Source organism: Falsiroseomonas algicola, from assembly GCF_011040385.1.
Lineage (GTDB): Bacteria > Pseudomonadota > Alphaproteobacteria > Acetobacterales > Acetobacteraceae > Falsiroseomonas > Falsiroseomonas algicola.
Genome location: NZ_JAAIKB010000001.1, coordinates 120,981 through 143,446, shown reverse-complemented (window position 1 = coordinate 143,446; position 22,466 = coordinate 120,981). Strand labels below are relative to the sequence as shown.

Below are 22,466 nucleotides of genomic sequence, written 5' to 3'. Positions count from 1 at the left end.
GTCCCTGTCCCGGCGGCCATCCTGACTGCCGCGCGGCGAGTCTTCGCAGCAACAGGTGAATGGAACGCCAAGATGGACAGGTCAGGCGAGCGTCAACACGGCGCCGACGGAACTCTCCTGCAGGCGATCCGTGCCGATCTGGGTGGGGCCGGCCAGGTTGTCCCCGACAAGTGCATCCACGATCACGCCGCGCGACGGGCCATCGATGATGATCACAGGCCCACTGCTGCGATCTTCGCCCTCTCGCGTGTCGCGGGCGGTGACGTCACGCAGGATGGATCCGTGGCAGTCGCGGCCAAGCCGCACCGTCGGGAATGCCCGAGGGCGGCCGGCCGATCCATCGACGGACAACACGCCGCGGATCTGGGTGTTACGACAACCCGGCGTGACCAGCACCGTCTCCTGCTGCGCCGCGTTGCTTCGCAGGTCGAGGATGCGCAACCGATCGCAGCCATTCTGGGCGATCACGGCGCGGCCGACCTGGTCGACCGAAAAGCCCGCCACCTCGCAATCCGCCGCGCCACCCCGACCCCCGCCCACCGCCACCGCGGCGGCGCCAGGTCTGCCGCGGACGCTACCCCCGATGGTGACCCGCCGGGCGCCGAAGCCGATGGCGTAAGCGGGCCTGTCGGATGCCGTGCCGCCGCCGTCATGCGTGACGTCCAGGCGGATATCGCTCGCTCCGTTGACCTGGAGCGGGCTGTCGCAACGCCCGCCCTGCCATGAGACGTCGCGTACCGACGGTTCGGCGAAGAAGCCGCGCGCGAAGCTGTTGTCCACATGCGTATCCCGGATGCTGACATTCGTCGCGCTGGTCACGTGGATACCGATGCTGCCATCCGGCTTGCCGTTGATGATATGGACGCCATGAATGGCGACATTGCGCGTGGCACGCTTGATGCGGATCCCGGCCACGGTGTGCGTTGAGCCGGAGCAGTCGATCAAGCCATCGGCGATGGTGATGTCCCTGCACTCGCCGCCGCCGATATCGATTACTTCCCCGTTGCGGAACAGGCTGCAGCGACGGAAGGTGAAGCCTGACAGGTGAAAACTGCGGACGTTGTAGTTGAGATCGATGGCCTCGTCGCGCAGGTCATAGCCTTGGATATTGGTGGCGACGATGTCCTCCGCCAGGTCGTCAGGGCCCGCGCCCGCACCTATGATTGCCGTCCCGCCATACCCGATCACATCGGTGATACGCGCCTGCCGGCCCCGCTTGAACCAGATGCTGCGCCCCTCCCGGATGCGGAGACCCCGCGCCGCGAAGCCCTTCGCGTCGCCCAAGATGCGCGCTGGCCCGCAACGGCGGCCAAGCGAAAGCACGAGCTCGGCCATGGTGAAGTCGTCCGCGCCATCGACGTCGAACAGGCCTAAGCCGCCACGCGGGAAATCAGGCACCTCGATCGGCCGCGTTCCACGAACCACGATGCCGGGCGCTGCCGCGATCGGCGCGACAACGTGGATGGGCGGCCCGTGCGGCAGCACTACCTCCCCGCCAGCGGCCGCATTGTTGCGGCGGAGGTAGTCGATGGCCGCGGCGATGGCCTGTCCCGGATTCCGCCCTGATGTCTGGAACTGCGTGAAGGCAACCCGCTCCCGCAACTCCTCTTCGACCGTGCGCGGTCGCGCATCCTCCCCAGCCGCCTGGCGGAATGTCGGGATGACGTTGAGATAGGCGGCAGCGAGGTCGCCATGGGTGGCAAGCCGCCAGCGGCCAGCCTGCCAAGCCAGCGTGCCTTGCCGCGCCGCCCCGGCAGCGCCCTCCGCGACGAGGGAGGTCGCGGCCTCCAGCGGCCCTGAGGGCAGCGGCGTGACGGAACCGGCAGCCTCGCCTGCTGCGGCGGAAGCCACAGGGGCAGCAGCGAAGGGGAGCAGGAAGGCGGACCGGCGGCGTAGGCTGTCACTTGTCATGTCTGCGGTACTCCTGGCGAAAGCGGCCGCTTCTCGAACGCGCCCGATAAGGGGTGCCGGCACAGGCGGAGGCCGCCAAGGCAGCTTGGTGCGACACACCAGCGTCCCGGTGGACTTGCGACGCAGACCCACTAGAAACAAGAGCATGGGCACGCTTCCGATGCAGGATGAGGCAGTGACGCGGCTGGCCGAGGCGCTTGGCCTGGACCCAAGAGACATCCCACCGCCTGCTTCCGGCCGGCGCCACCAGGAAGGCACCGGAATACCCGCCATCCTTGCACAGACCTTCATCCTGAACCCGCTTGGCGGTGCCATCGTGGAGCATTGGCCCGATCAGGCCGCGGGACGACGGCTGATGGAACGGCACTACGGCAAGGCAAAGCAGGGATGGGACGCCAAGATCGGGGAGGTGAGCGAGCGCTTCCTGACCGGTGAACCGATCGAGTTCCTGTCGCCGCTGGACAATGTCTGCCTTCCGGTCGAGGCGGAACTGTTCGGGTCCCGCGTTCGCTGGCTGCAGTGGGTCGTGCTCCGCCACGCGCCGCTGCGCTTCCTGATACTCGAAGCGAACACGCCGGTGGCCATCTGGTACCCCGAGCGTAACACGCTGCTGGCGCTGCGCGACCGCACGGCGACCCTCACGCTGTCGCTCCGTCAATTGCTTGAAACGCTCTTCGGCCAGCCAGCGGCCTTTCTGGCCTGGCTGGACATGGCCGGGCGCCCGACCGCGCGGCGCTGCTTCATTCTCGGAGAGGCCCGCCCCTCCCATTTCATGGCGCAGACGCTGGGCTTCCTGGAACGGAACCTCGACCGCCTCGTATTGCCCTTCCTGAGGGAGGGCCACGTGCTAGCCATCCTGCGGGACCGCAGCTTCCTGGACCCGCTGCGAGTCTTCCCGGCGCTGCGGGATTTCGCCGTGCTGTCGGTCACCATCGAACAGGCGCCTCGTCTCCTGCGCGACCTGGGACTGAATTGCCGCCTCAACGACCGCCGGATCACCAATACGACCTATGGCTGGGTCGCGCGTCTGCGCAGGGAGGCGGAGCCTGATGCCTCGCGGCCTGTCTTCGGGGTTCTGATGTCCATTGATGCGGAGCGGATGCGCTTCGACAACCAGGTGGTCGCCTTCGCGGCCTGCCTGGAACGGCTGGCGCGGGAGGCCGCCGACGAGGGGGCGTCGCTGACGGTCTATTGGGATGGATGGACGATCCCTTCGGACCATGTGCCTGGGCAGCGCGACAGAACAGTCTGCGACCGCATCGCATCGATCGCTGCCAACATTCGCGCGGCCTGTGCCGCGCCCTTCGAGGAGGTCGCGCTTTACGGCCTTGCCATCGAGGACAAGATACGGCTCGCCAAGGATTGCCGCCTCGCCCTCGCCACTTACGGGACCGCGACCATCCTGCCGACCTGCGCCCTGGCGGTGCCGACCATCACCTACCATGTCGCCGCGGTCTGCAACCCCGCGATGCTGCGTTCCGCGCGCTACCTGGACCCTGACCACGCCGTCGCGTTGCCGCCGGAGGCCGTAACGCCCGTACTGCCGGTTGAAGAACAGGCGCATCGACAACGCTTTGCGGTCGACATACCCGTGCTGCTGAGCGTGCTCGACCAGGTACTGGCTGGGCCGAGCGAGGCCAGCAGGGCGGCGGCAGAGGAACGCGGTGAGGACACCTAGGCAGGGCACCGAAATAGGATTTTATACTTGATCCTTTGGCGTTTCTCACGCTAGAAGAACGGGCCAAGGCCGGAGGTCCGTCCGCCGCGCCCCGCACGTTGGCCGCCGTGGTCCCGACGGCAATCAAGCACAACCCCGACAAGCACCGCCACAACGCAGCCGCCAGGTCTGGCCCCTCGGCCGTCCCGGGTGGTTCGCGGTCGGCCGCGCGTATGTCGGCGTAAGGAGAAACCGCACATGCTCGTTGCCTTCCCCAGCCTGCTGGCCCCCCAGGGCGTTGGCGGCCGTCCCGTGCTTGCGACAGGCGTGCCGCGTCTGCCGCTCAGCCTGCAGCGTGCGCAGGTCAATACGCGGGCTACCTTCCAGGATGCCGATGGCATCGCCTGGTCGGAAGCCAACGCCAACCAGGCGCGCACCCACGGAAATCCCGCTCGCCTCCTTGTCGAGGGACAGCGGACCAACGTGATCCGCAACCCGCGATGCGAGGGGGCGGCGGCCGGCACGCCTGGCACGATGCCCACCTTCTGGTCACTCGGGGGCACGCAGGGCCTCTCGACCGCCGTCATCGGATCGGGGAGCGAGTCCGGTATCGGCTATGTCGATATCCGCTTCTTTGGGATGCCAAGCGCGACCGGCACGGTCCAGGTCAACCACGACAGTGCCGCCGCGGCCAGCGATGGACAGACTTGGGCCTATTCCCTTTTCAGCCGCCTCGTTGCCGGCAGCCTGGCCGGTGTTGGGAATGCCGTTCTGGTTCTCACGGCAGGCACCGCCTCGAGCAGTACCAGCTACACGCTGAACGCCGCGCCGCTCGGCACCACCCGTCGCACTACGCTTGTGACTGCCGCGGGGGGGGCGACTTCGGCCCTCGGCCGTTGGCGCCTGGCGGTGACGGCAGGTGTCGCCGTCGATATCACCGTTCGCCTGGGCGGGGCCCAAACCGAGCAGGGCCATGCGGCGTCCTCCCCCATCCTGCCCGTCACGGGGTCGCCCGCTGCCAGCACTCGCGGGGCAGACCTCGTGACGGCAGCACTGGCGGCGCTCGGTATCGGGTCGAACGGACGATCGACCATCGGCCTCTCAGGTGTGCTGCCCGCGCTTTCCGGCGTGGCGGGACAGACCCTGCTGCAGGTCGATGCGGTGGATGATAACAACAGGTTCACCATCGCAAATCCTGCCGGCAGTGCCATTCTCCGGCTTCAGCGGTTTACCGCCGGGGTCGCTGCCAGCGCCGACGCCGGCAGCCTGAGCGCCGGCGCGCCGTTCCGCATCGGCCTCAGCATCGATGGCAGTGGCCGGGCTGCCGTATCGCTGAATGGCGGCGCCGCGGCGGTGGTCACGGGTGGCCCTGCCAGCGCCCTCAGCCTGCTGCGGCTTGGGAACAACGCCGCAGGCCTGGCGCCGCTCTTCGGCGAGGTCCGGCATCTCCAGGTACTGCCTTTTGCGCTGATGGATGCATCGCTGCCGGGCTTCACCGCTGCGCTGCCAGGCTGAGCGGCATCATCGGCACTGGATCGTGGCAGGGGAAGGCGTCGATCGGGGTCAGCTGTCGTTCGTGCCTTTCGGCCAGCTCGCCCCGGCACGGGTGCTCAGGGCTGCGGTCCGTGGAGCTCAAGGCTTTCGCCAGCGCTGGCGGTACCTTAGACTATCCGCCAGAAATGCTGCCTCCCTCAGGAGTTCCGTTGCCTATGGAAGATGCCGGGCCATCCGATGGTTCCCTGACCCAGGGCGGAAACGCGCTCCCGGTCCCCGGGAAGCCGGCTCGGGAAACCCTAGTGCGGCAATTGGATAACCTGATCAGGCAGGGCCGCCCCGCTGAGCTTCTGGCTATCGTTGAGCCCTTGCCCAACGAGGCCAGGACGCGGCCCATCCGGCTCCGTCAGGTGATTGCGCTGCTGCTCCTGGCTCGGTTGCCCGAGGCCGAGGCGCTGCGCGAGCATCTCCTGTCAGGCGCTACGACCGATGAGGCCCAGCGCCTCGTCATCGAGTTCTGGCGCATCGCGCGTCGGTGCGCGGGCGCCGACCAGGTGGCGGAAGCCGCCTTCGCCGCCGGCTGCGCGGCCACGCTGCTGCACGGGCATGACGTACTGCCCTCGATGTCCGACCGCCACCTGCTGGACGGGTTGCTGGCCGATGCCGTGAGCGGCAAGGGCGAATTCGCGGTCTCGATCCTCGGCATGCTGCTTGATCGGGGCGTGGACCGCAGTTTCTTCATCAAGTTCGTCGGCAGCCTGGGTGGCTCCCGCCCTCACCTCGACGGCAAGCGGCCGCTCGACGTCATGGCCGACCGGGCGCGTGCCGTGGCGGCGGAGCCCGATGCGCCGAGCGCCAGGAAGGAAGGCGCCGCGCTGATCCTCTACGCCGCGCAGGATTTCCAGAATGCGCTGAAGGTCGCCACGGGCGCGCCACCCGGTGGCATCGCGGCGAAGGTGGCGGAGGATGCGCAGAAGCGCGTTGCCGTCAGCCAGCAGATGCGCAAGCGCGCCACCGCCTCGGCACGGCGTTCCTCGGCAGCGACGCGGCTGAACCCCCCCTTCATCGTCGTCCATCGTGGCGGCCAGGACTATTTTGCGCTCTGCGCGGCATCGCTCGCCATGCAGAACGGGGCTTCCAACGTGGTGCTGCTCGGCGACGCATCCACCGCCACCATCGGCATCGGCCGCTACGCCGCCATCAGCGACTATTTCGACGCCGCGGCCGCCTTCGCACCGAGCTACGTCCACCACTCCGTGAGCGAGCCGGTCTACGGCCTGTTCAGCTTCCAGCGCTGGCTCGTCGTGGAGGAATACTGCCGGAAGAACAGGATCGATCAGTGCGTCGTCATCGACAGCGATGCGCTGGCCTTCTCCTCCGCCAGCGAGATCATCGCCGCGATGCCGGAAGGCTACGGCATGAATGACTGGACCTGGACCACCACGGTCCGCGATCGCCTGGCCCTGTCGGGCCTGGCCGACTGCATGCGGAGCGTCTACGCGCGACCGCGCGAGGAGGTCGTGCCCTTCGTCAACAGGCTCGGGCGCTACATCGCAGGCCGGCCGGATCGAAGCTTCCAGGACATGCACATGTTCTACCACTACCGCGACAGCACGCGCGGCGTGGTGCTGAGCCAGTACAGCGTCCCCTTCCATGGCGGCCTCGACCAGGCATCCACCCTGAGCAACGGGCTCGAGACCGGATCGCCGGGCGAGTTGGCTCCGATCGTTCTCGGCAAGTCATTGAAGCGGCCCTACGTGGAGAACGGTCGCCTGCATTTCCGCGAGGAAGGCGGCGAAGGGCGTCTGATTCGCTATCACACGGTGCATTGCCAGGGGCCGGCCAAGGCGGTGCTACACCACTACGCCCAGCTCATGCTGTCAGAGGGCAAGGCATCGCTCGCCACCTGGGAAGGCGCGCCGGTGGCGGCACCCAAGGACGCCACGCCGCCGCCCGCCGAAGCCGTGTCGACGCCTGCCCCGGCTCGCCTGCCGGACAGCAGCCTCATCCGCATGCCGAACCTCCGCCACGCCGAGCATGCCGCGCTCAAGGAAAAGCTTCGCCAGCACGTCGCGCGGCTCGGTCCGCTCAACGTCGACATCAAGGTTCGGCTGCCCGAGGGCGCGACGGTGGAAGCAGGTGACGACCTGCCGGTGGAACTCCATGTGCACAATCCCGGCCAACGTGGCTTCGAGGATGGGTTCGAGGGATTCGCGGCACTGACGGCCGGCTTCCTCATCGCCCTCGACACGCCTGCCGGACCGGAAAAGGTTGCCGAGCCCCGGCTCCCGGTGCCCGCCGGCGGCTTCCCCGCAGGGACCACCACGGTGATCACCGGTTCCCTTCCCACGGCAAAGCTCCAGCCCGGCCGCTACGTTGTCTCGGCCGGTCTTGTCTTCGAGTACATCCGGTGGTTTGAACGGGATGTGGCGAAGCGGCCGACGGTGGCGTTCAACGTCGTGACGGGAGACTAGACGAGTGACCATGCTGCCCGGCGATCGATCGTCGCCGACCGTACCGTGAAGCGATCTTCCTGCTTCCGGAGAACAAGCCGGCCGACCGGGCCGTCGATGTTTGAGGAGCGGCGCACGCTGCGCGCCCAACGGCGATGACACTCATCTTCGAAAGTCCCGATGTCCGGGTCGTCCATGACGCCGGCGATGGGCGCCATGGTTGCGTGATCACCTTCTCCTCGCTGAATGTCCACGGCAACGGCTTCGGCGATGCCTTCTTCGCGAAGCACGGGGTGCCGGCCTACCATTTCATCGCCCAGTGGAATCACTGGTGGCAGCCGGCATCGGTCCGCGACGCGGTCGCCGCGGTCGATGAAGCGCTGGACAACTCCGGGCGCCCGCCGGTGATGACCTACGGCTCCAGCATGGGTGGCTATGGCGCCGCGATGCATGCGCGCGACCTCGGCGCGCGCTACGTGCTGATGCTGGCGCCACAATGGAGTGCCAACCCCGCCACGCCCCCGCATGAGGCGCGCTGGTCCGCAGAGGCGAGGCAGATCGATTTCATCCATGACGACATGGCCAGCCGCATCTGCGGCGATGCGCGGAAGTACATCGTCTTCGACCCCGCTGGGCCCGACGCCCGGCATGTCGACCTCTTCGCCACCATCCCGAATACGACGTTGCTGCGCTGCATCGATGGGGGCCATGTCATCGCCCACACCTTGCAACAGGCCGGCCTGCTGACCGACCTTGTCTTCAGCGCCATGGATGGCAGCCTGGACGTGGCACGGTGGCGCGCCCTGTGGTCCGGGAACAGGCGTCGCGCCGGGCGGTTCTGGTACGAGCTCGGCCACCGCGCGGCACGCCACCGCCGGCCTGCGCTTTCCCTCCACTGCCTCGAGCGTGCGGCGGAACTGCGGCCCTCCGAAGTCACGTTCCAGCTCGACTATGCCTACGCGCTCTTGAAGCGGCGGGCGGTGGATCGTGCGGTCGAGGTCTTCCGGAAGGCGACGGAGCTTGCGCCGAATCACCCCGCACCATGGCGAGGTCTGTCGATCGCGGCACGCGTTCAGCGCGACTTCCGGCAGGCCATCCGCGCTGCCGAGCAGGGGCTGGAACTGCGTCGGAACAGCGCCGATCTGCGCCGCGTCCTGGTCCAGGCGCTGATCGAAGCCGGCGAAGCCGGGCGCGCGGTGGACGTCATCCTGCCGGCCATCCAGGTTGAACCCGGCAATGCCGAGAACCGCAGGCTGCTAGACCGGGCCCGGGAAACGCTGCAGATCAGCATCGAGCGGGCCATCGCCTGAGGACCGCCCGGCCGCGGGCCCATCCGGCGGCGAGGCGTTCGGCATTCGAGGTTGAGGGCCCGCGGCATGCCGGGGCCCTCCCCCATTGCTTCGCCGCTGTCAGCTCGCCTTGCGGAAGTACTTGTGGTGCTCGCTGGCGTTGACCTGCTTCTCCTCGCGCCCGACGATCAGCTCGGCCTCCCGCACCGCATCGACATATTCCTTGAACTTGGGCGTGGTCAGGTCGACAGCGACCGCATCGAAATGCGCCCAGTCGGTGTTGCCGAACTTCACGTGCTTCTCGACCATCCGCGCGCCCGCGGCGACTGCCATGGCGGATGCCTTCCAGCCGAAATCATGGCTGGAATAGGCCGGCACGATGCGCGCATCGGATTGCGAGAGCCGGTGGTAGTGCCGAACCACGCCGACATTGCAGTCGCTGAGCGGCGTCGGATAGGCGGAGTTCGCCTGCATCAGGTACAGGCGGTCGCACTGCGTGAAGGTATCCAGCACCCATCGCTCATAGGCCTGGTCGGTCATGCCGGTGGAGAGCACGACACCATGGCGGTAGTTCCTGGCGACGAAGTCGAGGTAGTCGGTGTGCTCGGAGATGGTCGAGGGCAGTTTCACGAGCGTCGGCGAGAACTGCAGCATGAACTCGAAGGACGGCTTGTCGAGGATCGAGGTGAACCAGGCGATCCCGAGTTCCTTGCAGAGCTTGTCGACCAGCTCGAAATCGTCGCGCGAGAGTTCCAGGGCGCGGCGATAGTCACCGAAGGTCGGCCCAAAGGGCGACCGGTAGGGAGAAGCGAGCTGTTCCGCGGAATAGAAGCTCTCCACGTCACGCTTCTGCAGCTTGACGAAATCCGCGCCGGCCGCGGCGGAGGACCGGATCATGCGCTCCAGCCGGACGCGATCGCCGAAATGGTTGGTGGTGAGTTCCGCTACGACGCTGACGCGGTGGTGCGGCCGGTCAGGATTGGCGCCGATCCCGAGGATGGACCGCGTCAGTTCCTCCGGCGACAGCATGCTGAAGGCGCGGGAGCCCACATGCTTGACGACGAGTTCGGAGTTCTGGAGGAAGTAGAGCGTGTTGAGGAAGTAGAACTCCTGCAGCGAGATGCGGGCCTCGCGCTCATCGGTCGAATGCGGCGCGAAGTCGGTCCCGATGCGGGCGCTGAAGCCCTCGGACGGGGCGAAGTCGAAGCCCACCATGTAGACGGTCTGCGGCCGCCCGCGCTGCCGCGCGACGGTGCGCGCGACCTTCAGGGCGGAGAGGAAGAGGATGTCCTCGACCGCGAACTCCTCCGACATGAAGCGCTGCATCACCAGGTCCGAGGATTCCTGCGTGAGCGGGTAGTGCGGCACCCGCAGCGTCTTGCGGCCGGGCGGATCGAATTCGGTCGACGTCAGGTAGAGGCGCGACCGATAGCCGGACGCGGCGATGCCCTGCTTGACCCACTCGGCATGGAAGATGCTGATATCGACGGGCGCGATGCGTTCCGCATCGTTCAGGCCGATGGTCAGCGAGGAGGTGAAGACTTCCGGCCGGACGAGGTCTGCGGAGGGGCCCTTACCCAGGATGAAGATCGTATCGGTGCTGTACGTCGACGCGATATCGTCGATTAGGCTCGAGAAGCTGTCCATCAAAGCGGTCCCCATCGACTAGAATGTCACACCCCTGCTCGAGGGCAATCATCAGGCCCGGCAACAGATCCCAGGCATAGGCGCCCTTGGGGTTGCTGAACCGGCTGAACGCGCCGCGCGCGACATTGTAAAGATTGTAGACGGCGCATCCAAAGATACGGGACTCCCGCACCTCCGCGATACGCGCGCCGATCTCCGCATTGTAGGAGGAGGAGAAGCCCTGGATGCGGGATCGCTCATGCTGGATGCGATCGCCGGACATCAGTTGGTCGCCCAGTTCCGGCAGCATCAGCAGGCTGCCGAGATGCGCGCCATCGCGCCAGAGCCCCAGCGAAACGCCCCATTCCCGCAGGCCCGAACAGAAATTCTCCGTCCCGTCGATCGGATCCAGCAGCGCCAGGTGGCGGCCGCCGGAAGCCTGGCCGTCCTCGAAGCTTTCCTCCCCCACGAAGGTGAGGTCCGGGAGGCGCGCGGCGAGGAAGTCCCTGACCAGGCCTTCCACGAAGACGTCCGCGCTTGTCACCGGGCTGCCATCCGGCTTCCAGGTGATCTCGCGGCGGCCTGCCAGGATCCGCGGCAGATTCGTCATGACAAGGTCGGCGACCGACTGCAGCAGCGCGCGCGTTTCTGTCGTCGTCGGCGTCAAGCCTGGCATCAGCTGCTTCCGTACCTCGTCTGCCCGGCCCTTGCCCCAGCACGACAACGCGAATGGGTCGGCCGGCGGACAACCTGAAGGACCCAGGGCGATATACCCCGATTCCGGCAGCGCTGCCAGCAGCAGATACTCCCACCACGCCCCCCGCCGCCAGGCACAACAACACCTGCGGGAACGCTTTGCCCCGGTCATAATCGCAGCGATACTGCCTCCTCCGTCCCGCCGATCCGGAAGATGAGATGTCGCAGTCCGTTCTCGCCTCGCTGTCCCGTCAGCAACAGGATGCCCATGGGGTCTTCGTCGATTCCGGCGTCATCCGCGACAGCAGCGCCGTCGTCGTGGCCTATGCACGCCAATCCGCGGGTGCCGTCTTCATCGTCGCCCGCGGGATGGCCGGTGCTGAAGTCGGCCGCGTGGCGATGTCGCCGCTGCCGCTGACGCCAGAGGATGAACAACATCCGATGGCGGCCGGCCTTACGCGCCTCGAGGGCCGCCTGGATCTGGCGAGCCTTCCGCCGCCCATCATCCGGATTGAGGTGCTTGGGGAAGATGACGCCACATCGGTGCTGCTTGGCGTCGACTTCCAACTACGCGAACTCTGCTTCGAGGATCAGGCCGCCTTCAAGTCAGCCACCATCGCGCGTCGGCAGAGAGACCGCCCGCGCGACACCGAGACGCAGTTGTTCCTGGCGCGACAGATTGCCCGTCATCTGCCTTCCGTTCACAAGGACCGCCTGACGGAAGTCGCGCTGACCATGACCGCGACGCAGGCCTATCGCGCTAGCGAACTCATGCGGCCTGACGTCGCAGCGACGGCCATCGAGACGGTCGATGAGATGCTCAATATCATCGACGGGCTGCCGGACTACAGCACCAACAGCTACGCGCGTATCTCGCTGCTGACAGCAAAATGGCACGCCGCCGTTGCACTCGACGATCCCGCTGTGTTCGACGAGTGCCTGTCCGACCTCGCATCCCGCGCAAAAGAGCTCACCAAGCACAAGCTCGCCTTCACCCTGCACTACAATGCGGTGCGCTCGCTGCTTGCGCTGGCGGGCTACCGCCTGGCCCAGGGAAGGGTCGCGGAGGCGGACGAACTATTCGCATCCATCATCGCCGTCATGGCCGCTGGCGGATCCCGCTTCACCGATCATCCCGCGCATATTCGTGAATTCGCTCGGACCTGCACCTTGATCCAGCCGATAGCCTACCTGCGTAGAGCGATGACGCAGAATTCGCCGCTTCGCCTGGAGGAGAGGCCAATCAAGGAGCTGCGCCGCACTCTTGGCGCTGCCACACGCGACATCCTGCTGGTCGGCGCCTTCCGGACATCCAATGCCGAGGCGGGCGCCGATGCAATCCTCTCCTGGGTGAAGCTGCAGGCACTATGCCCGTAGAATGACGCGAAAGCCCAGCGTCGCGCGAGCCTCACGAGCCGAAGTTCGCCACCTTCACACACTCAGAAGACGGCGCCGCGCACTGCCAGGGCGTCACGCAGGCCTCTAATGAAGGCATAGCCGTTTTCCGCGGCCCATGCCTTCCACTCCTTCCAATGGTCATCAGGTAGCTTGTCGTACTCGAAATTGATGATTGCAGGCCTGATCCGGCCGATCGTCTTGAGCACCATCCAGTCATAACCCTCGCAATCGATTTGCAGCAGGTCTACGCCTTCAGGCAGATGCTTCTCCGCAAGGGCTTCGAGCGTCACACAAGGCACGACAGCCTTCTGAATGACGCGGTCCACCTCCTCGGCGGGAATTCCAGTCGCGGCGACCAGGCGATCGGCAACGTGGGCACGATCGAAGGAGCCGAGACGTGATGCGCTGAACTTCCGCTTCTGCTGGTAAACCGCATCGATTTCGGGCGTTGGGAAGTACATCGTCAGTTCGCCGCCCGGCCCGACTGCGACGTTCTCGATAATCGCCTCGCCGGCGAAGCCTTCATAGCTCCGTGCCAAGGCGGGGATCAGTTGCGGTTGCGGTTCGATCAGCACGACCTTGGAGAAATAGCGGTGGACGAGGGCATGGATGGGATCCTCGCTCTTGCCGTCATTCGCGCCGGCCTGCAGCGCCGTCATCGATCTGCCGGGCTTCGCTGCGGCGAATGCCGAGACCGCCACCACGAGATCCGACGCCGAGAAGGCACGGTAGGCGTTGCCACGCAGCGTCTTCTGCAGGCGGTTCGCTTCTCTGATCGTCAGACCACGTTTGGCGGCTGCCTCCTCGAGCGGCGTGGCGCTGTCAGCGTGCAACTCCATGGCCAGCTTCGCTTGCCGCAGCGGATTAGAGGGGATTCGTGCCATCATGTTCCTCCAGGAGCATTCGTTTCCGGCGCCACAACGCGCCTCATGCAAGGCCGCGAACCCCTACTGCGTCGGATCAGGGCGCCTGCAGCTTCCGTTCACGCACGATCTCGCGCACCCGCTCCAAGTCCTTCGGCGTGTCCACCGAAAGAGCCTCGCTCGGCTCGACTACCACCATCTTTAGACCGACGCCATTCTCAACGAAGCGCAGCTCGTTGATGTCCTCGGCCTGCTCGATCGCCCCCTTCCGCGTCGTAGCGAAGAAGTTCAGCGCGGCCTTGTTGTAGATCAGCACTCCGATGTGCTTGTAGTAGTCGAAGCTCAGGCTGGACTTCGGGAACGGGATGGGGCTGCGGGAGAAGAACACCGCCCTATGGTTGGCATCCCAGACCACCTTGATGTTCGTCGGGTCCATCACCTCGGCCGGCTTGCTGATCTTGCACGTCAGGTTGGCCACGTAGATCTCCTCGGCCGGCAATTCGGCGGGGATGATCGCCTCGAGCCGGCGATGATCGATCAGGGGCTCGTCGCCGTTGACGCAGAGATAGAGGTCGGCAGGGAAACGGGCGGCCACCTCGTTGAGCCTCTCGGTGCTCGTTTCATGGGCGCTCGAGGTCATGACATAGTTCAGTCCGCGGGCCTCGCAGACCTTGGCGATCCGCTCATCGTCGGTCGCCACCACGACGTCTGCCAGAAGCGTCGAACGCCGAACGGCCTGGTAGACCCAGGCAATCATCGGCGCACCGGCGATGTCGGCAAGTGGCTTCCCCTCGAAGCGGGAGGAGCCGTAACGAGCCGGAATCACCGCGACCACACGCATGCGCATTTTCCCTTTTCCATGGGCCCGCCATCCGGCGGCGTTCGGTCGGCCGCCCGCAGGGCAAGCCCGCTTCCTTCGCAAACTATCAAGCTGTCCAGAGCGCTGCCAGGGGCCTTGTCCCAAACCCCGGATCCTTGCCAGCCGGCCGCGCAGCACCCTCGACGGCTGCGGTGCCGGCCCTGGCTATTGCTGCCAGTCGGGTGGCGTGTTTAAGCATGACCGGCCGCGTCGCCAGCCCGATGCCCTGCGGTCCTGGCCCCGCTCGCCCTGACCTGGCCTCTGGCCGCCACCGGCCGACCGCCAGGATCAAGACCTCGGAGTAGCGCATGCTGGAGCGTCCCTCGAAGCCCGATGCCGACAGCGAGGCCATCGCGCGTCTCAGCGACCTCACCGGCATCGACATCGCCCATTTCCGTGCGAAGCGAACCATACGCGACCCGGCGACGCATGGCGCCGTCGCACTGCGCAATCTCGTCCGCATCGTGAACCCCTTCGCAGACGAGCCGATCGAAGGTGTCGCCGATCGGGGTGCCCTCTCGGCCGCCGTCGCGACGCATTACGGGAAGGACCCCGCTGGCTGGGAGGCCACCCTCGGCTCGATCGTTGACCACTTCTTCGCCGCACGGCCCCTGTCGCTCTTCTCCCCCCTGGATGGCGAAGCCCTTCCGCTGCGTGCCGAGGTTCTTGGCACGCGCACGCGCTGGATGCAGTGGATCGTGCTGGGCAAGCGCCGTCTGCGCATCCTGGCGCTGGAAGCCAACACGCCAGTTGGCATCTGGTATCCCGAGCGGAACGAATTCCTGCTGGTTCGCACCGGCATTCCCAAGCCGGAGGAATTCGTCCGGCACATGGTCTATGCGGTAGTGGAGCGGCCGGCTGCCTTCCTCCGCTGGCTCGAAGCCGCGAGCCACAGGCGCGCGCGGCGCGCCTTCATCGTGGGCGAAGCCAGGCCATCCCATTTCATGGCGCAGACGCTCGGCTTCCTGCACCGGCACATGCAGGACCGCATCCTGCCCTTCCTCGAGGAAGGGCACCTGCTTGTCATCCTGAGCGACCGCAGCTTCATCCAGCCCCTGACCGTCTTCCCGGAACTGCGCAACCGCGCGACGCTGATGGTTTCGGTGCAGGAGGCCCCAGCCCTGCTCGCCGGTCTTGGACTTCATTGCCGCCTGAATGATCGCCGCATCGGCAACACCGATTACGGCTGGACCGCCCGCCTCGGCGGCCGCACCGCCGAGGCCGATGAATACGGCGTCTGGGTCGGCATCGACGCGGAGCGCATGCGGTTCGACAATCAGGTCGAAGGTTTCGCCGCTTGCCTGCGGCGACTTGCCGATGTGGCCAAGGGCGAAGGCCGGCGCCTCAAGGTTTACTGGGACGGCTGGACCCTCGCCGCTGGCAACCGGCCGCGCGAACGCGACCTTGAGGTCATCGGCCGCATTGATGAGATCGCGGCCCGCATCAAGGCGATGCTCCCGCAGGACGTGGCCGAGGAGCGCCTGCAAGGCCGTTCCGCCGAGGAGAAGATCGGCCTGGCATCGGGCTGCCGGATCGCCATCGCGACCTTCGGCACGGCGACGATCCTGCCGACCTGCGCTCTCGGCATCCCGACCGTGACCTATCACGCCCCGGCCATGTTCGACGCCATCCCGATCGCGTCCGGCAAGTATTGCGACCCCGCCCACACCCTCCCTGTGCCGCCGGAAGCGATCACCCTGGTAGGCGGCATGGCGGCCGAGCCCCACAAGCAGGTCTTCGCCGTCGCCGTGCCGGCCCTCCTGGCAACGCTGGAGCAGGCCATCACCGCGTCGCCGGCAACCGCCGCCAACTGAAGCGAGACGCCCCCTCTCGCCATCGGCCATGGCCCGATGGCAAGATGGGGTGCCGCTTCGACGGCGCTGGATGGGTGGCCGAGTGGTTTAAGGCAGCGGTCTTGAAAACCGCCGTAGGTGCAAGCCTACCGTGGGTTCGAATCCCACCCCATCCGCCAGACGCGCCTGGCGCGACACTCTCCAGCCTGTCCGCACCGGGCGTCGAACTTCGCACACCTCGGGTGTATTTAGGGCGAGAGGACAACTTAGGGTAGACGTTCCGCAGCCGATTCTCTAGAGAGACTGCATGGTTGAACGCCCGGTATCACGGCGGCGGCGCGTCGCGCGGACGGCCATCGTCGCCGTCGCCATCTTCTGCCTCGTCGTCATGGCGCTGGGGATGGGCGATGTCGTTCGCGCAGCGTTCGAGGCGCCGCCGCCCGTGAAACCCTACGATCCCATGCCGCGGTGGTAGCGGCGCCGCCGCGCAACAGGGTTACTGTCCCGCGACACACAGGCTGGGCGGTGGCGACACAGGGCGGCATCAGGCTGAAACCTGCCATCGCCTAGAAGGGCGGCACCCCGAAAGGACCGCCCCATGACCCCCACCCAGATCGCCGCCATCGAAGCCAGCTTCCGCCTCGTGGCCCCCATCGCCGAACCTGCCGCGGCGATCTTCTATGAACGGCTCTTCACGCTCGACCCCATGCTGAGGCCGCTATTCGCCCGGACCGACATTCGCGACCAGGGGCGGAAACTGATGCAGGCCATCGGCTTCGTCGTCGCCCATCTCCGCCGGCCGGATGCGATGCTGCCGGCCGTGGCTGCGCTCGGCGCCCGGCATGCGGCCTATGGCGTCAATCCTGCCCATTACGACACGGTCGGCCAGGCGCTGCTGGACACGCTGGCCGAAGGGCTCGGCCCGCATTTCACGGAAGAGGTTCGGGATGCCTGGGCCGGCGCCTACGCACTGATCGCGGGCCACATGATCGAAGCGGCCGGCGAAGCGCGCAGGGCCGCCTGAACCCGACTGCACCCGGCGCGCGGGCGGTGCTATCGTGGCTTCGTGAACATTCTCGCCCCGCCCCGCGCCAGGTTGCAGATCGACGTCGTGTTCGACCTGGTCTGCCCCTGGTGTTTCCTCGGCACGCGTCGCCTCCGCCGCACCCTGCGCGCCCGCCCGGACATCGCCGCCGACATCACCTGGCGCCCCTTCCTGCTGAACCCGGACATCGCGCCAGGCGGGGTGCCCCGGCAGGACTACATCGTCCGGAAGTTCGGCGGCGAGGACAGGGCTCGGCGGCTGCACGCCACCATCGCCGAACTTGGCCGCTCCGAGGGCCTGATCTTCAACTTCGACCTTATCCGTCGCATTCCCGCGTCGCTCGATGCCCATCGACTGGTGCGGCTCGCCGACCGGCACGGGGTCGCGGCCGATGCGGTGGATGCGCTGTTCCAGGCCTATTTCTGCGAGGGGCAGGATATCGGCGACCAGGGCATCCTCGCCTCCATCGGCGCCACGCTCGGCATGGATGAAGGTGCGACGCGCCGCCTTCTCGCCGGCCCGGCAGAGGTCGAGGCCGTGCATGCGGACAATCTTCGCGCCCATCGCCTCGGCATCAACGGCGTCCCGTGCTTCGTCGTGCAGGGCCGCCACGCCATCGCGGGCGCGCAGGAGCCCGAGGTGATCGAGCGGTTGCTGGACGTGGCAGTGGTGGAGGGCTGAGCGCATGCGCCGCCTCGGACCCATGCCGCCGGTGGCTTCTCCGTGCTCCTGAGCCATCGCTACCGCTTCATCTACCTGAAGATCCGGAAGACTGCCGGCACATCGGTCGAGGTCTATCTCGAGCCCTTCTGCTGCACGCCGTCGCTCTACCCCGGCCCGGCGATGAAGCGGGAAGCGCTGGTGACGGGGGACGGCATCATCGGACGGCGGATGAACGAGCCGCATCCGCCCGACGCATTCTACAACCACATGCCGGCCGAGGAGGTGCGCGCCAGGGTGGGCAGCGCCGTGTGGGACCAATACCAAAAGGTCTCCGTCGTCCGGAATCCCTTCGACAGGGCGGTGTCCTGGCTGTGGCACGGCCTGGCGCCGAAGGACCGGGCCAGGCTCGCCGCCGCGCCCTTTGACGCCGTGCTCGACGCCTTCGCCCGGCGCCTGGAGAATCCCGGCAAGATCCTTCGGGACGCCGCCGTCTTCAGCATCGATGGGCGCTGTATCCTGGATTCCTGGATCCGCTACGAATCGCTGCACGCCGACCTCGACGCTCTGTCGCAGCGTCTCGGCTTGCCGCCCGCGCCCTACCCGCTGGGAGAGTATCGACGCGACGCACGGGTACGACCGGAGCCGTGGCAGGCCTATGTCGAGAGGCCCGACATCCGGCGCCGCATCGTGGACATGCTGCGCCTGGAGTTCGAGGCTTTCGGCTACCCGACGGATTGATCGCCGGCAGGGCCGTCGGCGCCCGCGTCCTGGTTACCTCTTCCAGCGCCCTGGGAAGGGGATGGGTTTTGTCGCGGCGCCCTTCGGCGCCGGCGGCACCACCGGCGCCCTGAAGACGTTCTTCTTCGCCGGCATCGGCGCCTTCACGGGCGCGGGCGCGGGCTTGGCCGGCGGCGGCGCGGCGGATTTCGGCACCCTGCCCTGCACCACCTCCGCCAGCGCGGACAGCAACTCCCGCGCCGACCGGATGCGCGCCTCGTAGGGCATCTCCTGCGCGAGCGCGAGCTTGTGGTCCGGCCGCAGCTTCACCGCGCCATGCTGGCCCGCGACCCATTCGATCAGCCCGCCCGGATTGGCGAAGCGGTTGCCACGGAAGGCCAGCACGATGCCCTTCGGCCCGACATCCAGCTTCTCCACCCCGACCTGGCGGCAGAGCGCCTTCAGCCACACCACTTGCAGCAGCGTCTCCGCCTCCGCCGGCATCGGCCCGAAGCGGTCGGCGAGTTCCGCTGCCATCGCCTCGATCTCGGCCTCGCTCTGCAAGGCGCCGATGCGGCGATAGAGGCCGAGGCGCACGGGCAGGTCGCGCACATAGGCCTCCGGAAGCATGACCGGCAGGCCGAGATTGATCTGCGGCGTCCAGTCGCGGCTGTCGGCATCGTCGCGCGTCTTGTCGACCCCGGACTTCAGGTTCTGCACGGCGTCTTCCAGCATCTGCTGGTAGAGCTCGATGCCGACCTCCCGGATCTGGCCGGACTGCTCCTCGCCCAGCAAATTGCCAGCACCGCGGATGTCGAGGTCGTGGGAAGCCAGGGTGAAGCCGGCGCCGAGATTGTCCAGCGTCTGCATCACCTCCAGCCGCTTCTCGGCGGCGGCGGAAAGGCGGTGCGTCTGCGGCCAAGTGAGGTAGGCATAGCCGCGCTGCTTGCCCCGGCCGACGCGGCCGCGCAGCTGGTAGAGCTGCGCCAGCCCGAACATGTCCGCGCGGTGGATGATCAGCGTGTTCACCGCGGGCATGTCCAGCCCGCTTTCCACGATGTTGGTGGAGAGCAGGATGTCGTATTTCTGGTCGCCGAACTCGGTCATGACGCGCTCGAGCTCGGTCGGCGCCAGCCGCCCATGCGCCTCGGCGATGCGCGCATCGGGGATGATCTCGGCCAGGCGCGTGCGCAGCTTCGGGAGATCCTCCAGCCGCGGACAGACGCAGAAGACCTGGCCGCCGCGGAAGCGCTCCCGCAGGATCGCCTCCCGCAGTACCACGCCATCCCAGGGCATGATGAAGGTGCGCACGGCGAGCCGGTCCACCGGCGGCGTCGCGATCACGCTCATCTCCCGCACACCGGTCAGCGCCAACTGCAACGTGCGCGGGATCGGCGTCGCGGTCAGGGTCAGGACGTGGACATCGGCCTTGAACTGCTTCAGGCGTTCCTTGTGGGCGACGCCGAAATGCTGCTCCTCATCCACGATGACCATGCCGAGGTCGGCGAACTCGATCCCCTTGGCCAGCAGCGCATGGGTGCCGACGACGATGTTGATCGTGCCGTCCTTCACCCCTTCCCGCACCAGCGCCGCATCCTTCGGCGTCACCATGCGCGACAGCTGCGCGACCTTGATGGGCAGCCCCTCGAAGCGGCTGGAGAAGACGCGGAAATGCTGGCGGGACAGCAGCGTCGTCGGCACCACCACCGCGACCTGCGCGCCGGACATGGCCACCGCGAAGGCGGCGCGCAGCGCGACTTCCGTCTTGCCGAAGCCGACATCGCCGCAGATGAGGCGGTCCATCGGCCGCCCGGCCGCCAGGTCTTCCAGCACATCGGCGATGGCGCGCTGCTGGTCCTCGGTCTCCGCGAAGGGGAAGCGGGCGCAGAACTCGTCCCAGGCGCCTTCGGGCGGGATGGCGGAGACGGCTTCGCGCGTCTGGCGCTCGGCGGCGATGCGGATCAGCGCGCCGGCCATGTCGGCAATGCGGTTCTTGGCCTTCGCCTTGCGTGCCTGCCAGGTTGAGCCGCCGAGCTTGTCGAGCGCGACACCCGCGGCATCGCTGCCGAAGCGCGACAGCACCTCGATGTTCTCGACCGGCAGGAAGAGCTTGTCCCCGCCATCATAGATCAGGCGCAGGCATTCATGCGGCGCGGAGCCCACGCCGATCGTCTCCAGCCCGTCATATCGGCCGATGCCGTGGTCCTGGTGCACCACCAGGTCGCCCTCTGCGATCTCGGTGGCATCCGCGATGAACTGGTCGGCGCGCTTGCGCTTGCGCGGCGGCCGCGCGATGCGCTCACCCAGCAGGTCCTGCTCGCCGACCAGCGCGATGCCGGGCTGGCCTTCCTGCGCCGGGGCGACGAAGCCGCGCTCGACGCCCAGGATCGCAAGGCCGACGACGCCCTTCGGCAGCTTCTGGACGCCGGCGAAATCGTCCACCGGCTCGCAGGCGACGTTGTTCTCCCGCAGCAGGTTCGACAGGCGTTCGCGGGACCCGCGCGTCCAGGCCGCCAGCACGGCGCGCTGGCCGCGCTTTTCCAGCGCCGCGGCATGCTCGCCATAGGCGGTGAAGACGTTGCGGCCCTCGGCGCGGACATCGCTGAACAGCCGGCCCGGGCGCCCGCCGGCATCGATGCCGGGCGCGTGCTCCGACTGCTCGAAGGGCACGAAGCGGAAGACGCGGCTGTCCTCCAGCATGTGGATCCAGGCGTCGTGGTCGAGGTAGAGGCGATCCGGCGGCGCGGGACGGTAGGGCACCTCCCCCTCCCGCACCGGCATGCGCCGCGCCTCGTAGTGGTCCACCACCATCTCGAGCCGCGCCGCCAGCGCATCCTCGGCCTGGTTGTCGAGGGAGACGGAGGTCCCCTCCCCCAGATGGTCGAGCAGCGTCTCCATGCTCTCATGGAACAGCCCGGCCCAATGCTCCATGCCCGGGTGCCGCCGCCCGGCGGAGACGCTGACATAGAGCGGATCCTCCGCCGCCGCCGCGCCGAACAATTCGCGGTAGGCGGTGCGGAAGCGGCTGATGGAGGGCGCGTCGAGGAACATCTCCCCCACCGGCCGCAGGGTCAGGCCATCGATGCGCTCCCCGCTGCGCTGGGTGCCGGTGTCGAAGCGGCGGATATCCTCGATCTCGTCGCCGAAGAGGTCCAGCCGGACAGGGTCGGATTCGCCGGCCGGGAAGAGGTCCACGATGCCGCCGCGGATGGCGTATTCGCCGTGTTCCATGACGGTGCCGGTGCGGTGGTAGCCATTGGCTTCCAGGAATTCCGCCAGCTTCTGCGGATCCGCCCGCCCGCGGCGCTTCAGGCTGAGCGTCGCGCCGCTGAAGGCCGCGCGGGGCGGCACCTTCTGCACCAGCGCATTCACCGTCGTCAGCAGGATGCGCGGCGCGGAACCGGGCTCGGCGAGGCGCGTCAGCGTCGCGATACGCTCGGAGACGATCTCGGGATTGGGGGAGACGCGGTCATAGGGCAGGCAGTCCCAGGCGGGAAAGCGCAGCACCTCCGTATGCGGGGTGAAGAAGGCCAGCGCCTCCGCCATCCGGGCCATGCGGGCGTCGTCGCGGCAGACATGCAGGATGGGCCCGCGCGATTCCGCCCGGCGGCGCGCCAGCAGCAGGGCGTCATACCCCTCCGGCGCGCCATGGACCGTGATGAAGCTCATGCCGGGTCCAGCCCGAGTCCGGCCCGTATTTCCGGCGTCGCGCCCGCGGCGCGGCCGGCGCATTCCGCGGCCATGCGGGCCAGCATGGGGCTCTGCACCTCCGGCGGGATGGGGCGGCGGCCGGAGAGCCAATCGGCCAGGTCCACGTCCAGCAGTTCCAGCACCTGCTCGAGGTCGTCCAGCTCCGCCTCCGTGAAGGTGGCGATGTGGCGGGCGACGAAGGCGCCGACCATCAGGTCCGTCTCCTTCGTCCCGCGGTGCCAGGCGCGGAACTGCAGGCGGCGCCGCCGGGGGGAGAGGTCTTCGGGGGAGGATGCGGGGTCTGACATCGTC

General features: G+C 67.5%; 18 protein-coding genes and 1 tRNA gene. 11 read left to right on the top strand and 8 right to left on the bottom strand.

Annotated features, from left to right (window positions below; genetic code table 11):
- Positions 1-81 precede the first annotated feature (81 nt).
- Positions 82-1,911, bottom strand: a complete 1,830-nt coding sequence (locus G3576_RS00710) for a hypothetical protein (RefSeq protein WP_164692404.1) — start codon at positions 1,909-1,911, stop codon at positions 82-84.
- Between the two features lie 145 nt (positions 1,912-2,056).
- Between G3576_RS00710 and G3576_RS00705 the strand changes: the two genes are divergently transcribed.
- From G3576_RS00705 to G3576_RS00695, 3 genes are all read left to right on the top strand, one after another.
- Positions 2,057-3,589: a hypothetical protein gene (locus tag G3576_RS00705; protein WP_164692403.1), complete on the top strand. Its 1,533-nt coding sequence runs from the start codon at positions 2,057-2,059 to the stop codon at positions 3,587-3,589.
- A gap of 237 nt (positions 3,590-3,826) precedes the next feature.
- Positions 3,827-5,083: a phage head spike fiber domain-containing protein gene (locus tag G3576_RS00700; protein WP_164692402.1), complete on the top strand. Its 1,257-nt coding sequence runs from the start codon at positions 3,827-3,829 to the stop codon at positions 5,081-5,083.
- A 290-nt stretch (positions 5,084-5,373) separates the two neighbouring features.
- The gene (locus G3576_RS00695) at positions 5,374-7,536 is read left to right on the top strand and encodes a hypothetical protein (RefSeq protein WP_164692401.1); all 2,163 of its coding nucleotides are present in this window, start codon (positions 5,374-5,376) and stop codon (positions 7,534-7,536) included.
- Here G3576_RS00695 and G3576_RS00690 read toward each other — a convergent pair.
- Positions 7,533-7,733 carry a hypothetical protein gene (locus tag G3576_RS00690; RefSeq protein ID WP_164692400.1) on the bottom strand — a complete coding sequence of 67 codons (201 nt, stop codon included), beginning with the start codon at positions 7,731-7,733 and terminating at the stop codon, positions 7,533-7,535. The genes G3576_RS00695 and G3576_RS00690 overlap by 4 nt on opposite strands.
- A 6-nt stretch (positions 7,734-7,739) precedes the next feature.
- Between G3576_RS00690 and G3576_RS32470 the strand changes: the two genes are divergently transcribed.
- Positions 7,740-8,825, top strand: a complete 1,086-nt coding sequence (locus G3576_RS32470) for a tetratricopeptide repeat protein (RefSeq protein ID WP_164692399.1) — start codon at positions 7,740-7,742, stop codon at positions 8,823-8,825.
- A 99-nt stretch (positions 8,826-8,924) separates the two neighbouring features.
- Here the strand turns inward: G3576_RS32470 and G3576_RS00680 are convergent, their stop codons facing one another.
- Together G3576_RS00680 and G3576_RS00675 are read right to left on the bottom strand one after the other, a co-directional pair.
- Complete coding sequence (locus G3576_RS00680) at positions 8,925-10,451, bottom strand: N-acetylneuraminate synthase family protein (RefSeq protein ID WP_164692398.1); 1,527 nt, start codon at positions 10,449-10,451, stop codon at positions 8,925-8,927.
- On the bottom strand, positions 10,378-11,097 hold the full coding sequence (locus tag G3576_RS00675) for an inositol monophosphatase family protein (RefSeq protein ID WP_164692397.1): 720 nt from the start codon (positions 11,095-11,097) through the stop codon (positions 10,378-10,380). The genes G3576_RS00680 and G3576_RS00675 overlap by 74 nt, the downstream gene beginning before the upstream one ends.
- A gap of 248 nt (positions 11,098-11,345) precedes the next feature.
- Between G3576_RS00675 and G3576_RS00670 the strand changes: the two genes are divergently transcribed.
- Positions 11,346-12,503, top strand: a complete 1,158-nt coding sequence (locus G3576_RS00670; protein WP_164692396.1) for a hypothetical protein — start codon at positions 11,346-11,348, stop codon at positions 12,501-12,503.
- A 62-nt stretch (positions 12,504-12,565) separates the two neighbouring features.
- On the opposite strand, the gene G3576_RS00665 is transcribed toward G3576_RS00670, so the two are convergent.
- Both G3576_RS00665 and kdsB read right to left on the bottom strand, forming a co-directional pair.
- Entirely contained in the window at positions 12,566-13,411 is an 846-nt protein-coding gene (locus tag G3576_RS00665; RefSeq protein WP_164692395.1) for an FkbM family methyltransferase, read from the bottom strand.
- A 73-nt stretch (positions 13,412-13,484) separates the two neighbouring features.
- Positions 13,485-14,228 (bottom strand): 3-deoxy-manno-octulosonate cytidylyltransferase, encoded by a 744-nt coding sequence (gene kdsB / locus G3576_RS00660; protein ID WP_164692394.1) that lies wholly within the window; start codon positions 14,226-14,228, stop codon positions 13,485-13,487.
- A gap of 326 nt (positions 14,229-14,554) precedes the next feature.
- On the opposite strand from kdsB, the gene G3576_RS00655 reads away from it, so the two are divergent.
- The 6 genes from G3576_RS00655 (at position 14,555) to G3576_RS00630 (ending at position 18,485) form a co-directional block, all read left to right on the top strand.
- Entirely contained in the window at positions 14,555-16,060 is a 1,506-nt protein-coding gene (locus G3576_RS00655; RefSeq protein WP_164692393.1) for a hypothetical protein, read from the top strand.
- Between the two features lie 68 nt (positions 16,061-16,128).
- Positions 16,129-16,218, top strand: a tRNA-Ser gene (locus G3576_RS00650).
- A gap of 128 nt (positions 16,219-16,346) precedes the next feature.
- Complete coding sequence (locus tag G3576_RS00645) at positions 16,347-16,514, top strand: hypothetical protein (protein ID WP_164692392.1); 168 nt, start codon at positions 16,347-16,349, stop codon at positions 16,512-16,514.
- A gap of 123 nt (positions 16,515-16,637) precedes the next feature.
- Positions 16,638-17,063: a globin family protein gene (locus G3576_RS00640; RefSeq protein WP_164692391.1), complete on the top strand. Its 426-nt coding sequence runs from the start codon at positions 16,638-16,640 to the stop codon at positions 17,061-17,063.
- Positions 17,064-17,105: 42 nt separating this feature from the next.
- The gene (locus G3576_RS00635; RefSeq protein ID WP_328728201.1) at positions 17,106-17,765 is read left to right on the top strand and encodes a DsbA family oxidoreductase; all 660 of its coding nucleotides are present in this window, start codon (positions 17,106-17,108) and stop codon (positions 17,763-17,765) included.
- A 42-nt stretch (positions 17,766-17,807) separates the two neighbouring features.
- Complete coding sequence (locus G3576_RS00630) at positions 17,808-18,485, top strand: sulfotransferase family 2 domain-containing protein (RefSeq protein WP_164692390.1); 678 nt, start codon at positions 17,808-17,810, stop codon at positions 18,483-18,485.
- 33 nt (positions 18,486-18,518) lie between these two features.
- Here G3576_RS00630 and mfd read toward each other — a convergent pair whose 3' ends face one another.
- Together mfd and G3576_RS00620 are read right to left on the bottom strand one after the other, a co-directional pair.
- On the bottom strand, positions 18,519-22,133 hold the full coding sequence (gene mfd, locus G3576_RS00625; RefSeq protein ID WP_164692389.1) for a transcription-repair coupling factor: 3,615 nt from the start codon (positions 22,131-22,133) through the stop codon (positions 18,519-18,521).
- Positions 22,130-22,462 carry an FAD assembly factor SdhE gene (locus G3576_RS00620; RefSeq protein ID WP_407926097.1) on the bottom strand — a complete coding sequence of 111 codons (333 nt, stop codon included), beginning with the start codon at positions 22,460-22,462 and terminating at the stop codon, positions 22,130-22,132. Before G3576_RS00620 ends, mfd begins: the two co-directional genes overlap by 4 nt.
- Positions 22,463-22,466: the final 4 nt, after the last annotated feature.

Bases quoted from the DNA above. Each gene is read 5' to 3' on its own strand.
- G3576_RS00655 (WP_164692393.1), top strand. From the start codon at position 14,555: ATGCTGGAGCGTCCCTCGAAGCCCGATGCCGACAGCGAGGCCATCGCG.
- G3576_RS00690 (WP_164692400.1), bottom strand. From the start codon at position 7,733: ATGGCGCCCATCGCCGGCGTCATGGACGACCCGGACATCGGGACTTTC.
- G3576_RS00640 (WP_164692391.1), top strand. From the start codon at position 16,638: ATGACCCCCACCCAGATCGCCGCCATCGAAGCCAGCTTCCGCCTCGTG.
- G3576_RS00680 (WP_164692398.1), bottom strand. From the start codon at position 10,451: ATGGACAGCTTCTCGAGCCTAATCGACGATATCGCGTCGACGTACAGC.
- kdsB (WP_164692394.1), bottom strand. From the start codon at position 14,228: ATGCGTGTGGTCGCGGTGATTCCGGCTCGTTACGGCTCCTCCCGCTTC.
- mfd (WP_164692389.1), bottom strand. From the start codon at position 22,133: ATGAGCTTCATCACGGTCCATGGCGCGCCGGAGGGGTATGACGCCCTG.
- G3576_RS00670 (WP_164692396.1), top strand. From the start codon at position 11,346: ATGTCGCAGTCCGTTCTCGCCTCGCTGTCCCGTCAGCAACAGGATGCC.
- G3576_RS00700 (WP_164692402.1), top strand. From the start codon at position 3,827: ATGCTCGTTGCCTTCCCCAGCCTGCTGGCCCCCCAGGGCGTTGGCGGC.
- G3576_RS00620 (WP_407926097.1), bottom strand. From the start codon at position 22,462: ATGTCAGACCCCGCATCCTCCCCCGAAGACCTCTCCCCCCGGCGGCGC.
- G3576_RS00645 (WP_164692392.1), top strand. From the start codon at position 16,347: ATGGTTGAACGCCCGGTATCACGGCGGCGGCGCGTCGCGCGGACGGCC.
- G3576_RS00710 (WP_164692404.1), bottom strand. From the start codon at position 1,911: ATGACAAGTGACAGCCTACGCCGCCGGTCCGCCTTCCTGCTCCCCTTC.
- G3576_RS00705 (WP_164692403.1), top strand. From the start codon at position 2,057: ATGGGCACGCTTCCGATGCAGGATGAGGCAGTGACGCGGCTGGCCGAG.
- G3576_RS00665 (WP_164692395.1), bottom strand. From the start codon at position 13,411: ATGATGGCACGAATCCCCTCTAATCCGCTGCGGCAAGCGAAGCTGGCC.